The sequence below is a fragment of the Quadrisphaera sp. RL12-1S genome, assembly GCF_014270065.1.
GTDB lineage: Bacteria > Actinomycetota > Actinomycetes > Actinomycetales > Quadrisphaeraceae > Quadrisphaera.
The window spans coordinates 21,518-34,076 of record NZ_JACNME010000010.1 but is presented as its reverse complement, the minus strand read 5'-3'; the positions used below and the strand labels follow the sequence as shown (position 1 = coordinate 34,076).

Genomic DNA, 12,559 nt, shown 5'->3' with positions numbered 1-12,559 from the left:
GTTGAGGAATGTCAATCACTGAGCGCGGTGCGTCATGTCGTGTCTACGTTGGGTGCGTGAGCGCTCAGACCTGGGACCTCCCGCACCGACGCGTCGCCACCGAGGCGGAGGCCAAGGCCCTGGCCTCGGCCGTGCGGCTGCGGATCCTGCGGATGTGCCTGGACACCCCCATGACCAACGCCGCGATCGCCGAGCGCCTGGGGCTCAACGCCGCCACCGCCCTGCACCACGTGCGGACGCTGGTGGGCACCGGCTTCCTCGAGCCGATGCCCTCCACCCGCGGCCGCCGCGGCGCCCGCTCGGTGCCGTACCGCGCCACCGGGAAGTCGTGGCAGCTGGACGAGCAGCGCTCCGCCCGCGCCATGGTCGAGGCGTTCACGCAGACCCTGCCGGTGCTGCTCGGCGACGGCACCGAGGAGGCCCCGGCCGACCCCGACCTGCGCGTCGCCCGCCTCGGGCTGCGGCTGGACGCCGAGGGTCGCGCCGAGCTGGAGCAGCGCCTGGACGCGCTGCTCGACGAGTTCGCCCAGCGTCCCGGGGCGGCTGACGCCACACCGCTGTCGCTGTTCGTCGCCCTGCACCGCGACCCCGACCGCGACTAGCCGCCCCGTCGCTCCGTGATCATGGGCTTCCCGAGCACTTTCCGGCCGTGATCATGGACTTCCCGAGCACTTTCCGGCCGTGATCATGGACTTCCCGAGCACCGTCAGACAGCGGAGCGGTCACGGACTGGGCTGCGGCGGCCGCGTCACGTCCACCCACCGGTCACCGGTGAGCGCGCCGAGCTGCGCCGGCGTCAGCGGCACCGCCGAGCGGCGGCTGCCCCCGGCGGGGTAGACCACGTCGAAGGCCCGCAGCGACTCGTCGCAGTGCACCTCCAGCGGCTCCAGGTGACCGAACGGGCTGACGCCGCCCACGGGCTGGCCGGTCACCGCGTGGGCCTCCTCGCCGGGCAGCATGCGCGGCTTGGCACCGAAGGCGGCCTTGAACTTGGCGTTGTCGAGCCGTGCGTCGCCGCGTGCCACCACGAGCACCACCCGGTCACCGGCGCGCAGCGCCAGCGTCTTGGCGATCTGCCCCGGCTCGACCCCGAGCGCGTCGGCCGCCGCCTGCACGGTGGGGGTGTCGACCTCGGGCTCGATGACCCGGGTCCCGGGCAGGTGCTCGTCGAGGAAGGCCTGCACGCGCTCGGTGCTCACGCCCGCCATCCTGGCGCAGCCCCGTCGTCCTCCACCGACGGGAGGCGCTCGGGAAGCCCATGATCACGGGGTGAAAGTGCTCGGGAAGCCCATGATCACGGAGGGTGGGGGGTGGTCAGGCGCGGATGACCTCGGCGACGCGGCGCTCCCGGGCCGCCTCGTAGGCCGCGAGGATGGTGCCGAGCACCGCGACGCCCTCGGCCTCGGTGTGGATCGGTCGGGTCCCGGTGAGCAGGCAGTCGGCGAAGGCGGAGATCTCCGCCGAGAAGGTGTCCACCGGCTCGAACTCCTCGGTCCTGCTCGTCCCGTCGCGCAGGTCGTAGCGCAGCGACGTCCCGTCCGAGGTCAGCGACCCGAGCTCGCCGACCACGGAGAACCGCTCCGTGCCGGGCGCCGCCTCGTAGGCCCAGCTGGTGACCAGCTGCCCGACCACGCCGTTGTCGAAGCGCACGAGCACCTGGGCGGAGTCCTCGCCCTCCATGAACGACAGCCGGTGGGTGGACAGCATCGCCGTCACCTCCACGGGCACGCCGCCGGCGAGGTGGAGCATGAGGTAGGTCGGGTGGTAGCCGGTGTCGATGAGCTCGCCGCCGCCGCTGGTGGCGGCGTGGGCGCGCCAGCCCATGTTCGACGGGTCGAAGTCGTTGAAGAAGCTGTCGGTGGTGCGCACCTCGTAGATGCGCCCCAGCGCACCCGACTCGATGACCGCCTTCGCCGTGGCCACCGCGGGCAGGAAGAGCTGGTTGTGCGCGCACATGAGCGTCACGCCCGCCTCGGCCACGGCGGCCTGCGCGCGCCGCGCCTCCTGCGGGGTCAGGCAGAGCGGCTTCTCGCACAGCACGTGCTTGCCCGCGCGCGCCGCGGCGACGATCGCGTCGGCGTGCAGGTGGTGCGGCAGGCAGATGTCCACGGCGTCGACCTCGGCCGACGCGATCATCTGCAGGTAGTCCGTGAAGGAGGGGACGCCGAGCTCCTCGCCGCGGGCGCGGGCGGTCGCCTCGACGGCGTCGGCGACGGCCGCCACGCGGATCCGGTCCGCCGCGGCCGCGTAGCCGCGCAGGTGCGCGGTGGCGATGCCACCGCCGCCGATGAGCCCGATCGTGATCGGTGCGGTCGGGAGGGCTGGGCTGTCGGTGCTGGTCATGGCTGGAGCTCCTCGTCGAGCGGGGGGAGGTGGTCAGTCGAGCGGGACGGCGCGCTGCTCGGCGGCGGCGCGGTTGGCGGCCACCACCAGGCGCGTGAGCTCCACGGCGCGGGAGGTGTTCTCCTCAGCGCGGGTGCCGGAGCGGATGTGGTCCACCCACTGGGCGAACGCGCCGGGGGAGTCCTCCGAGACGGGCAGCAGCACGGGCGCACCGTCGTCGTCCTGCTCCGCGGACCGGAAGGCCGCACCGGTAGCGGTGAGCCGGCCCGGCGCGTCGGTCCAGCTGACGGTGCCCTCGGTGCCGAACACGTCGATGGTGAACGGGGTGGGGGAGGAGAAGCTCGCTTCCGCGACCCCGATGACGCCTCCCGGGTAGCTGGCGACGACGACGGCGTTGTCCTCCACGGCCCGCCCGGTCACGGACGCGTACACCGCGGTGACGGTGTCGGGGCGGGCGCCGAGCAGCAGCTGCACCAGGTAGACGGGGTGGCAGCCGAGGTCGGTGAGGGCGCCGCCCACCGAGGGCGCGGGGTCGAAGAACCGGTCCGGCAGCCAGCCGGTGACGGCGCCCTCGTGGGACAGCCGCACCCGGGCGTACGTGACGCGGCCGAGGCGGCCGCTGTCCACCACCTCGCGGACCGCGGCGGTGCACCCCGCGTACAGGCGGGGCAGCGAGACCACCACCACGGCGCCGGTGCGCTCGGCCTCGGCGAGCAGCTCGGTGCACTCGGCGACCGTGGGGGCCAGCAGCTTCTCGGTGAAGACGTGCACGCCCGCGCTGACCGCAGCCCCGATGACCTCGCGGTGGGCGACCGTGGACGTCGTCACCGTGACGCCGTCCACGCGGCCCGCTGCGCTGCCACCGGCGAGCAGCTCGGCCAGGTCGGGGACGAAGGGCGCCCCCAGGCGGTCGGCGGCGGCCCGGCCGCGCTCGGCGTCGTCGTCCCAGACGGCCACCAGCTCGGTGCCGGGGTGGGCCAGGACGGACCTGGCGTAGTCGTCGGTGTGGACGTGCCAGGCACCGAGGACGGCCACGCGCAGCGGCTGGGGGGTGTGCGGTGCGGGAGGGGAGGAGGGCACGGCGGAAGATCCGTTTCGACGTCGAAGGTCGGACGCCGTCCATCCGACCACGTCCCCCAGTGGTTGCTCAAGTCACTGGACGAACTCGTCCCGGCGGTGCTGCGCCCAGGGCATCCACAGGTGGCGACGGGGTGAGCCGCGCGCCCCGGAGCCCCCTCGCGCCGTAGCCTCCGGCTCGTGAGCCCCAAGCCCGTGGTGAACCACTCCTACGCGGAGACGCTGGACCGCCCCCGGCGCGCCTCCCGGCGGCTCGCCGCGGCGCTCGTCACCGGTGCGGTGGTCGCGGCGCTCGCCGTGCTCGCCGGAGCGGGCGCGGCGGCGTTCGCCGCGGGCTGGATCGTGGTGGCGGCGGTGGTGCTGGCGCGCGACCTGCGCCTCATCGCACGGTTCGACGCGAAGGCCACCGCCGCCCACGCCACCCGGGACGACCCGTCGCGCCCGGCCAGCCGCACGGTGCTCCTGCTCGCCTGCCTGGGCAGCCTCGTGGGGGTGGGCGGTCTGCTCGTGCAGGCGGGGAACGCGCACGGCGCCGCGCAGGACCTGCTGGCCGGGCTGGGCCTGCTGGTGGTGGCGGCGTCGTGGTTCGTCGTCCACACGACCTTCTGCCTGCACTACGCCTACCTGTACTACGACGGCGACGAGCCCGGTGGCATCCAGTTCGAGGGCGGGCCGCCGTCCTACCTCGACTTCGCGTACGTCGCGTTCTCGGTGGGCATGACCTACCAGGTCTCCGACACGGGGCTGACGTCCCGGTCGATGCGCGGCGCGGCGCTGCGGCACGCGCTGCTGTCGTTCCTGCTGGGCGCGGTGGTCCTGGGGGCGACGATCAACCTGCTGGCTGGCCTCGGCTCGTCCGGCTGAGCCCGCCGGCGGTCCAGGTCGGGGCAGGTCGGGTCAGGTCGGGTCGAGGGTGATGGTGGCCCAGACGCCCTTGCCGGTGCCGCCGCCGGGGCCCTCGTCGCTGACGCCCCAGTGCACCGACAGTCCCTCCACCAGCTGCATGCCGCGCCCGCTCTCGGAGTGCCACGGCACCTCGCCCTCGGCGCGGCGCGGCTCGGTGGTGGAGGAGTCGTGGACGCCCACCACCACCTGCTCGACGTTGCAGAGCAGCGTCAGCACCACGGGTGGCTGGCCGTGCTCGACGGCGTTGGTGACCAGCTCGCTGACGACGACGAGCACCGCGTCCAGCGCGTCGGCCGCGTGCGCCGGGCACAGGTGGTTGCGCGCGAACCGCCGGGCGGCGCCGGCCGCCGAGGGGGTGTGCCGGAGCACCACCCGGGCGTGCTCGCGGTGCACGGGGGGCGCGTCGGGGTCGGCATGAGCATCAGTGGTCACAGCAGTCCCACTGTGGCACGGCGCGCCGACGGGGGCGCGCCGTGCGTGCGGCCGTTCGGGGACTCCCGGCCAGCTCACATGTGACGCGTGACAAACACGGCGACGCCAGACTGTTGCACTTCGGCGTCCGTCGCCCTACCGTGACGCCCATGAGCCACGACATCGCCGTCGTCGGGGGCGGGCCGGGCGGCCTGTTCCTCGCGAGCCTGCTGGCGCGGCAGCACTCCTCCGCCCGCGTCACCGTCTACGAGCGCAACCGCCGCGAGGACGCGTTCGGCTTCGGCGTCGTCTTCTCCGACGCCACGCTGCGCGTCATCGACGAGGCCGACCCGGTGCTGCGCCACGCCCTGCGCGACCACGGCACCCACTGGGACGCCATCGAGGTCCGCAAGGACGGGGAGCAGCGCACCTTCGCGGGCAACGGCATGGCCGCGGTGCACCGCCGGGTGCTGCTGCGCCGCCTCCAGGAGGAGGCCGAGAACGCCGGGGTCGAGATCCGCTTCGGCGAGCAGGCGCCAGCGCTCGCCGACCTCCGCCAGCGGCACGACCTCGTCGTCGGCGCCGACGGCACCGGCTCCGCGGTGCGCCGCCAGCTCGAGGAGGCCGGTCACGACCTCGGCCACACCGTCACCACCGCCACCGCCAAGTTCATCTGGTTCGCCGTGGAGCACCTCTTCGACGGCCTGACGTTCCTGCACCGGCGCGACGAGAACGGTGCCTTCGCCGTGCACGGCTACCCCATCAGCGACCAGCTGAGCACCTTCATCGTCGAGACCGACCCCGACACCTGGCACCGCGCCGGGCTGGACGCCTTCGACACCGACCAGCCCCCCGGTCCCTCCGACGAGGCGAGCCGGCGCTACCTCGAGGCCCTCTTCGCCGACGACGTCAGCGGCGCGCGCCTCGTGGCCAACAGCTCGCGCTGGTCCAGCTTCCGCACCCGCGCCACCCGCGACTGGTGGGTGCCGGCCGACGGCGACCTCGCCCCCGTCGCGCTGCTCGGTGACGCCGTCCACACCGCCCACTTCTCGGTGGGGTCGGGCACCAAGATGGCCATGGAGGACGCCGTCGTCCTGGCTCGCGAGGTCGCCGGCGCCGACGGGGCGGACGCGCTCGCCCCGGCCCTGGCCGCCTACCAGACCGAGCGCGGGGCGGCCGTCGCCAAGATCCAGCGCGCCGCGGTGCCGAGCCTGGCGTGGTGGGAGCGGTTCGGCGACTACGCCCGCGACCTCGACGCCACCACCTTCGCCTTCCACTTCTTCTCCCGCAGCATCGGCATCGACAAGGTCGCGCAGCGCGACCCGGCCCTCGCCGGCCGGGTGAGGGGCCACTGGGCGGTCGAGCACGGCTCCGCTCCGCTGGCCACCCCCCTGCAGCTCACCAGCACGACGACGAGCGCCGTGACCGCTCCCGGCCGCCGGCTGCAGCTGGTCACGGGTGGCGTCGACGGCGAGGGCGCGCCCTGGCTCGCCCACGAGGGCGAGCGCCTGCTCGCCGTCGACGGGACGGCCGCGGTGGCCGTCACCGCTCCCGCTGACGAGCGCGACCTGGAGGCCGTGACGTCCGCCCTGCCCGCCGCCGGGGTGGTGGTCGTCTCCGGTGGCACCCCGCTGACGCGGACGCTGGTCTGCGAGGAGGCACGGCTGCGCCGCGGGCTGGTCGCGGTGCTCGCCGTCGACGCCGACGACCCCGCCGCCCTCGACGACGCGGTGGAGACCGCGCTGCTGTCCGGACGCGCCGACGCCGTGGCGGTCGTCGTGCCCCAGAGCGCTGCCGCGCCGCGGTCCGAGCTGGCGGGAGCGACCTCGTGACCGCTGTCGCCTCCCGCCGCGCGGCGGCACCCACCGGTCGGCGGGGGCTGGACGCGCTGTTCGCGCCCCGCGGGGTGGTGGTGGTCGGCGCCAGCAGCGACCCGACCAAGCTCGGCGGCGCCATGGCCGCGGCGCTCGCCGCCGGTGGCCGCCCCGTCGGGCTGGTCAACGCCCGCGGCGCCGCCGGCACCCGCACCACCGTGGCGGAGGCCGCCGCCGACGTCGTGCACGCCGGCGGCGCGCCCGACCTCGCCGTGCTGTGCGTGCCCGCGGCCGCCTGCGCCGCGGCCGCCGCTGACTGCGCCGAGGCCGGCGTCAGGGCGCTGCTGGTCTGCTCCGGCGGGTTCGGGGAGTCCGGCCCGGAGGGCGCTGAGCACGAGCGCCACCTGCTCGAGGTGGTCCGCCGCACCGGCCTGCGCCTGCTGGGACCGAACACCTCCGGGTTCTTCGTGCCCGGGGCGCGGCTGCGCGCCAGCTTCGTGCCCGACGCCGCGCAGGTGCTGCCCGGCCGCGTGGCCGTGGTGGCCGCCAGCGGCGGGCTCAACCACGCGCTGTCGTTCGCCCTGCAGCGCTCCGGCGAGGGCGTCGCGCTGGGCGTGGGCATCGGCGCGGGCGTCGACGTGACGGCCGCCGACGTGCTCGACCACCTCGCCGCCGCCGCGGAGAGCGGGCACAGCAGCGCGAGGGCGGTGGCGCTGCACCTGGAGTCGGTGCCCGACGGCCCGGCGCTCCTGCACGCCGTGCGCCGCACCAGCCGCCGCCTGCCGGTGGTCGCCCTCGTGGTGGGGGAGAACGACGTCAGCGGCTTCGCCGCCTCCCACACCGGGGCGCTCGCGACGTCGTGGCGCACCACCCGGGCGCTGCTGCGCCAGGCCGGTGCCGTGGTGGTGGACCGCGAGGACGACCTGCTCACCGCGGCCAGCGCGCTGTCTCGGGCGCGGCTGCGCCCGACGACCAGCGCGACGGGCGTGGGGCTGGTGACGGCGCAGGCCGGGCCCGGGCTGCTCGTCGCCGACGCGCTGCACCGCGCGGGCGTGGGGCTGCCCGAGCTGGCCCCCGCCACGCGCGAGCGCCTGTCGCAGCTGCTGCCGCCGATGACCTACCAGGCCAACCCCGTCGACACCGGGCGCCCCGGTCCGCAGCACGGCGAGGTCGTCGCGGCGGTCGCCGCCGACCCGGCCGTCAGCGCCGTCGGCGTCTACGCGCTCGCCGAGCCCGTGGTCGACCTCCCGCGCGCCATCTCCGGGGCCGACCTGGCCGGCGCCGTGGCCGTGGTCGGCCTCGACGGCACCTCCGGCGAGGTGGACCGGGCCCGAGCCGCGGCGCACGGCGCCGGACTGCCCGTGGCCGTCGGCCCGGGCGCGCTCGCCACCGCGCTGGTCGCCCTCGTCGAGGACGCCCGCGCGCAGGGGGCCCTTCCGGCCAGCGCCCGCTCGGCGGTGGCCTCCAGCGGCCCCGGCCAGGCGACGTCCGCGCCCGCCGTCGAGCCGGGTGCCTGGGACGAGGCCCGCGCCAAGGACCTGCTCGGCGAGGTCGGCATCGCCACGCCGCCCCGGCGCCTGTGCCGCACCCGCGAGGAGGCCCACGCCGCGCTCGCCGAGCTGGCGCCCCGGGGAGACGGCGGCCGCGTGGTGGTCAAGGTCAGCGACGCCGCGATCCTCCACAAGAGCGACGTCGGCGGTGTGCACGTGGGCGTCCGCGACGCCGCCGGCCTCGACGTCGCCCTCGACGCCCTCGCGCGCCTCGGCGACCAGCCGTGCCTCGTCGAGGCCATGGCGGCCCCGGGGGTCGACCTCGTGGTCGGCGCCCGCCGGGACCCGGTGTTCGGGCCGGTGGTGGTGCTCGGCGCCGGAGGCGTCGCCACCGAGGTGCTCGCCGACGTCGCGATCGCCTCCGCCGACCCCGCGCTGCTCACCCGGGGCCAGCTGCTGGCCCTGCCCGACCAGCTGCGCACCCGCGCCCTGCTCGACGGGCACCGCGGCGCTCCGGCCGTGGACACCGAGCAGCTGGCCGACGTCCTCGCGGCGCTCGCCGCGCTCCTGACCGGCAACCCCGGGCTGGCCGAGGTCGAGGTCAACCCGCTGCGCGCCACCGCCGACGGCCTGCTGGCCCTCGACGCCGTCCTGATCACCGACGCCGACGCGGCCGCGAGCGGCCAGATCCCCGAGGAAGCAGAGGTCCGAGCATGAGCTGCCCGAGCCGGGACGGCGTCGTCCCCTGGCCCGCTGACGTCGCCGCGCGCTACCGCGCCGCCGGGTACTGGCAGGGGCGCCCTCTGGGCGACCTGCTGTGGGAGGTCGCGGACGCCCACCCCGACGAGGTCGCCCTCGTCGACGCCGGTCCCGCGCAGGTGCGGCTGACCCGCCGCGAGCTCTCCGAGCGCGCGGACGCGGCAGCCCGCCGCCTGCTCGACCTGGGCCTGCGCCCCGACGACCGGCTCCTGGTGCAGCTGCCCAACGGCTGGGAGTTCGTGGTGCTGACGCTCGCGTGCCTGCGCAGCGGCCTCATCCCCGTCATGGCCCTGCCCGCCCACCGCAAGCACGAGCTGACGCACCTCGCGTCGCTCTCGCAGGCCCGTGCCGTCGCGGTGCCGTCGGTGCTGCGCGGCTTCGACCACGAGGCCCTGGCCCACGAGCTGGCCGAGGAGCTGCCCGACCTCGAGCACGTGCTCGTCCTGGGCACCCCCGAGGACGGGCAGCCGGACGGAGCCCCGCGTGACGGCCGCTCCACCTACCTCGGCGCGCTCGTCGCCCCTCCGGCGGACGCGAGCGAGGCCGCCACGGACCGCGTGGTCGCCGACGGCCTCGCGCCGGCCGCGGACGCCGTCGCCGTCCTGCTCATCTCCGGGGGGACGACGGGGCTGCCCAAGCTCATCGTGCGCACCCACGACGACTACGCGTGCAACCTGCGCGCCACGGCCGACGCCGCCGAGCTGGGCTCCGCCGACGTCTACCTGGGCACCCTGCCGGCCAGCCACAACTTCCCGCTGGCGTGCCCGGGCGTGCTCGGCGTGCTGCTGGTGGGTGGGCGCGCGGTGATGCTCCCGAGCCCGGAACCGGTGCGCGCGTTCGCCACCGTCGAGCGCGAGGGGGTCACCATCTCCGCCGCCGTCCCCGCCGTGGCGCAGCGCTGGGTCGACCACGCCGCGGAGCTCGGCGAGGAGGGCAGGCGCCAGCTGCGCACGCTCCGCGTGCTGCAGGTGGGCGGGTCCCGCCTGCCCGACGAGTACGCCGCCCGCGTGCGGCCGGCGCTCGGCGCGACCCTCCAGCAGGTGTTCGGCATGGCCGAGGGGCTCATCAACACCACGCGCCTGGACGACCCCGACGAGGTCGTCACCACCACGCAGGGCCGCCCGGTGCACGAGGCCGACGAGGTGCGCGTGGTCGACCCGTTCGGCAGGGACCTCCCCGACGGCGAGCCCGGTGCGCTGCTCACCCGCGGCCCCTACACCCCGCGCGGCTACTACAGCCCGCCCGGCTCACCCGCGGAGCAGTACGCCACCGCCTTCACCGCCGACGGCTGGTACGGCAGCGGCGACGTCGTGGTCCGGCGGCCCGACGGCAACCTCGTCGTGCACGGCCGCGACAAGGACATGATCAACCGCGGTGGCGAGAAGATCTCCGCCGAGGAGGTCGAGGACCTCGTCTACCGCGCCGGCGGCGTGGACCTCGCGGCCGCCGTCGCCATGCCCGACCCGGTGCTCGGCGAGCGCGTCTGCGTGTACGTGGTGCCCAGCGCCGGCGCGGGCGTCATGAGCCTGGAGCAGCTCAAGGAGGCCTTCACCAGCCTCGGCGTGGCCGCGTTCAAGACGCCCGAGCGCCTGGAGGTGGTGGGGGAGCTCCCCATGAGCAAGGTGGGGAAGATCGACAAGAAGGCGCTGCGGGCCGACGTCGCCAGCCGCCTCCAGCACGCGCAGACCCCGAGCACAGCAGGGAGCGGAGCATGACCACCCTCGACCAGCAGACCACCCACCCCGCCGGCGCGGACGAGGACCTCGTGGCGGGCACCCCGGTGCCCCCGCCCCCGACGCCGGAGGAGGAGCGCCGCCTGGAGGAGCTCTACGCCGACTTCGGCGCCGCGGACCTCATCCCGCTGTGGACGCAGATCGGCGACCTCATGCCGTCGTCGCCCCGCCCGAGGGCCGTGCCGCACGTGTGGCGCTGGCAGACGCTCCTGCCGCTGGCCGAGCGCGCCGGCGACCTCGTGCCGGTGGGCCGCGGCGGCGAGCGCCGCGCCATCGCGCTGGCCAACCCCGGCCTGGGCGGGCAGCCGTTCGCCACGCCCACGCTGTGGGCGGCCATCCAGTACCTCGGCGGCCACGAGGTGGCGCCCGAGCACCGGCACAGCCAGAACGCCTTCCGCTTCGTGGTGGAGGGCGAGGGCGTGTGGACCGTCGTCGACGGCGACCCCGTCCGCATGAGCCGCGGCGACTTCCTGCTCACCCCCGGGTGGCGCTTCCACGGCCACCACAACGAGACCGACCAGCCGATGGCGTGGATCGACGGGCTCGACATCCCGCTGGTCCACTACACCGACTCCTCCTTCTTCGAGTTCGGCGCGGACCGGGTCACGGACGAGTCGACCCCGCGGCTGTCGCGCTCGGAGGAGCTGTGGTGCCACCCCGGGCTGCGGCCGCTGTCGCAGCTGCAGAACACGGTCTCCTCGCCCATCGGCGCCTACCGCTGGGAGCACACCGACGCCGCGCTGCGCGCGCAGCTCGAGCTGGAGGCCGCCGGTCACCCGGCCACGGTGGAGCGCGGCCACGCCGCCGTCCGCTACACCAACCCCACCACCGGCGGTGACGTCATGCCGACCCTGCGCGCGGAGTTCCACCGCCTCACCGCGGGCACGGCCACGCGCACGCGCCGCGAGGTCGGCTCCAGCGTGTTCCAGGTCTTCGAGGGCACCGGGACGGTGGTGCTCGGTGGCCCAGAGCACGGCACGGAGCACCAGGTGGCCAAGGGCGACCTCGTCGTCGTCCCGTCCTGGGTGCCCTACCAGGTCGCCGCTGACGGCGCCGGCCTCGACCTGTTCACCTTCAGCGACCACCCGGTGGTCGAGAAGCTCGCTCTGGCCCGCACGCACGTGGAGGACGACGCATGAAGCTCCTGACCCTTCGACTCCCGGACGGCACGACGCGCGTCGGCCGGCTCGACGGTCCTCAGGACGACGACGCCGCGAGCGTCGTCGAGCTGGACCCCGCTGCGCTGGGCGGGGCCACGGACGTGGGCGCGCTGCTCGCCGTCGACGGGTGGCAGCAGCTCGCGGCCTCCGCCGGTGGGGCCACCCACCGCTACGGCGACCTCGACCTCGCACCGCTGGTGCCGCACCCGGCCAAGGTGGTCTGCGTCGGGCTGAACTACAAGGCGCACATCCTGGAGATGGGCCGCGACCTGCCCGAGCACCCCACGCTCTTCGCCAAGTGGGCCTCCACGCTCACCGGCCCCCGCGACGAGGTGCCGCTGCCCCCCGAGGACGACGCGCTCGACTGGGAGGGCGAGCTGGTGGTGGTGGTCGGCCAGCGGGTGCGCCGCGCTGACACCGCACAGGCCGCACGCGCCATCGCCGGGTACGCCGTCGCCAACGACGTCTCGATGCGGACGTGGCAGTTCCGCACCAAGGAGTGGCTGCAGGGCAAGGTGTGGGACTCGTCCACGCCGGTCGGGCCGGTGCTCACCACGGCCGACTCCTGGCAGCCGGGCCCGGCGATCACCACGCGGCTCAACGGCGAGGAGGTGCAGTCCGCTCCCACCGACGACCTGCTCTTCGGTCCCGCGGAGCTCGTCTCCTACGTCTCGACGGTCCTCGAGCTCGCACCGGGCGACCTGCTGCTCACCGGCACCCCCGGCGGGGTGGGGCGGGCGCGCAAGCCCCCGCGCTACCTCGTGGACGGCGACGTCGTGGAGGTGACCGTCGAGGGGCTGGGCACGCTGCGCAACAGCGTGGTCGCCGAGCAGCTGCCCGCGCAGCCCTCGGGGCAGGTGGGCTGA

11 protein-coding genes are annotated in these 12,559 nt (G+C 75.6%); 7 read left to right on the top strand and 4 right to left on the bottom strand.

Features of this window, described 5'->3' with window-relative positions; all coding sequences use genetic code 11:
* Window positions 1–56: 56 nt before the first annotated feature.
* Window positions 57–602, top strand: a complete 546-nt coding sequence (locus H7K62_RS16200) for an ArsR/SmtB family transcription factor (RefSeq protein ID WP_222437728.1) — start codon at window positions 57–59, stop codon at window positions 600–602.
* A gap of 120 nt (window positions 603–722) precedes the next feature.
* Here the strand turns inward: H7K62_RS16200 and H7K62_RS16195 are convergent, their stop codons facing one another.
* The 3 genes from H7K62_RS16195 to H7K62_RS16185 form a co-directional block, all read right to left on the bottom strand.
* Window positions 723–1,199, bottom strand: a complete 477-nt coding sequence (locus tag H7K62_RS16195; protein WP_222437727.1) for a YbaK/EbsC family protein — start codon at window positions 1,197–1,199, stop codon at window positions 723–725.
* 115 nt (window positions 1,200–1,314) lie between these two features.
* Complete coding sequence (locus tag H7K62_RS16190) at window positions 1,315–2,343, bottom strand: Gfo/Idh/MocA family protein (RefSeq protein WP_186720234.1); 1,029 nt, start codon at window positions 2,341–2,343, stop codon at window positions 1,315–1,317.
* A 33-nt stretch (window positions 2,344–2,376) separates the two neighbouring features.
* The gene (locus H7K62_RS16185; RefSeq protein WP_186720232.1) at window positions 2,377–3,423 is read right to left on the bottom strand and encodes a Gfo/Idh/MocA family protein; all 1,047 of its coding nucleotides are present in this window, start codon (window positions 3,421–3,423) and stop codon (window positions 2,377–2,379) included.
* A 177-nt stretch (window positions 3,424–3,600) separates the two neighbouring features.
* Here H7K62_RS16185 and H7K62_RS16180 point away from each other — a divergent pair, with 177 nt between their 5' ends.
* Window positions 3,601–4,284 carry a DUF1345 domain-containing protein gene (locus H7K62_RS16180; RefSeq protein ID WP_222437726.1) on the top strand — a complete coding sequence of 228 codons (684 nt, stop codon included), beginning with the start codon at window positions 3,601–3,603 and terminating at the stop codon, window positions 4,282–4,284.
* Between the two features lie 33 nt (window positions 4,285–4,317).
* Here the strand turns inward: H7K62_RS16180 and H7K62_RS16175 are convergent, their stop codons facing one another.
* A complete protein-coding gene (locus H7K62_RS16175) occupies window positions 4,318–4,719 on the bottom strand; it encodes an ATP-binding protein (RefSeq protein ID WP_186720229.1) in 402 nt (133 codons plus the stop codon).
* Window positions 4,720–4,907: 188 nt separating this feature from the next.
* Here H7K62_RS16175 and H7K62_RS16170 point away from each other — a divergent pair, with 188 nt between their 5' ends.
* Genes H7K62_RS16170 through H7K62_RS16150 form a run of 5 tightly spaced genes read left to right on the top strand, consistent with a single transcriptional unit; the run spans window position 4,908 to window position 12,559 of the window.
* On the top strand, window positions 4,908–6,569 hold the full coding sequence (locus H7K62_RS16170) for an FAD-dependent monooxygenase (RefSeq protein WP_186720227.1): 1,662 nt from the start codon (window positions 4,908–4,910) through the stop codon (window positions 6,567–6,569).
* A complete protein-coding gene (locus H7K62_RS16165; RefSeq protein WP_222437725.1) occupies window positions 6,566–8,758 on the top strand; it encodes an acetate--CoA ligase family protein in 2,193 nt (730 codons plus the stop codon). The genes H7K62_RS16170 and H7K62_RS16165 overlap by 4 nt, the downstream gene beginning before the upstream one ends.
* Entirely contained in the window at window positions 8,755–10,515 is a 1,761-nt protein-coding gene (locus tag H7K62_RS16160) for a (2,3-dihydroxybenzoyl)adenylate synthase (protein WP_186720224.1), read from the top strand. Before H7K62_RS16165 ends, H7K62_RS16160 begins: the two co-directional genes overlap by 4 nt.
* Complete coding sequence (locus H7K62_RS16155; RefSeq protein ID WP_186720221.1) at window positions 10,512–11,672, top strand: cupin domain-containing protein; 1,161 nt, start codon at window positions 10,512–10,514, stop codon at window positions 11,670–11,672. Before H7K62_RS16160 ends, H7K62_RS16155 begins: the two co-directional genes overlap by 4 nt.
* A complete protein-coding gene (locus H7K62_RS16150) occupies window positions 11,669–12,559 on the top strand; it encodes a fumarylacetoacetate hydrolase family protein (protein ID WP_186720220.1) in 891 nt (296 codons plus the stop codon). The genes H7K62_RS16155 and H7K62_RS16150 overlap by 4 nt, the downstream gene beginning before the upstream one ends.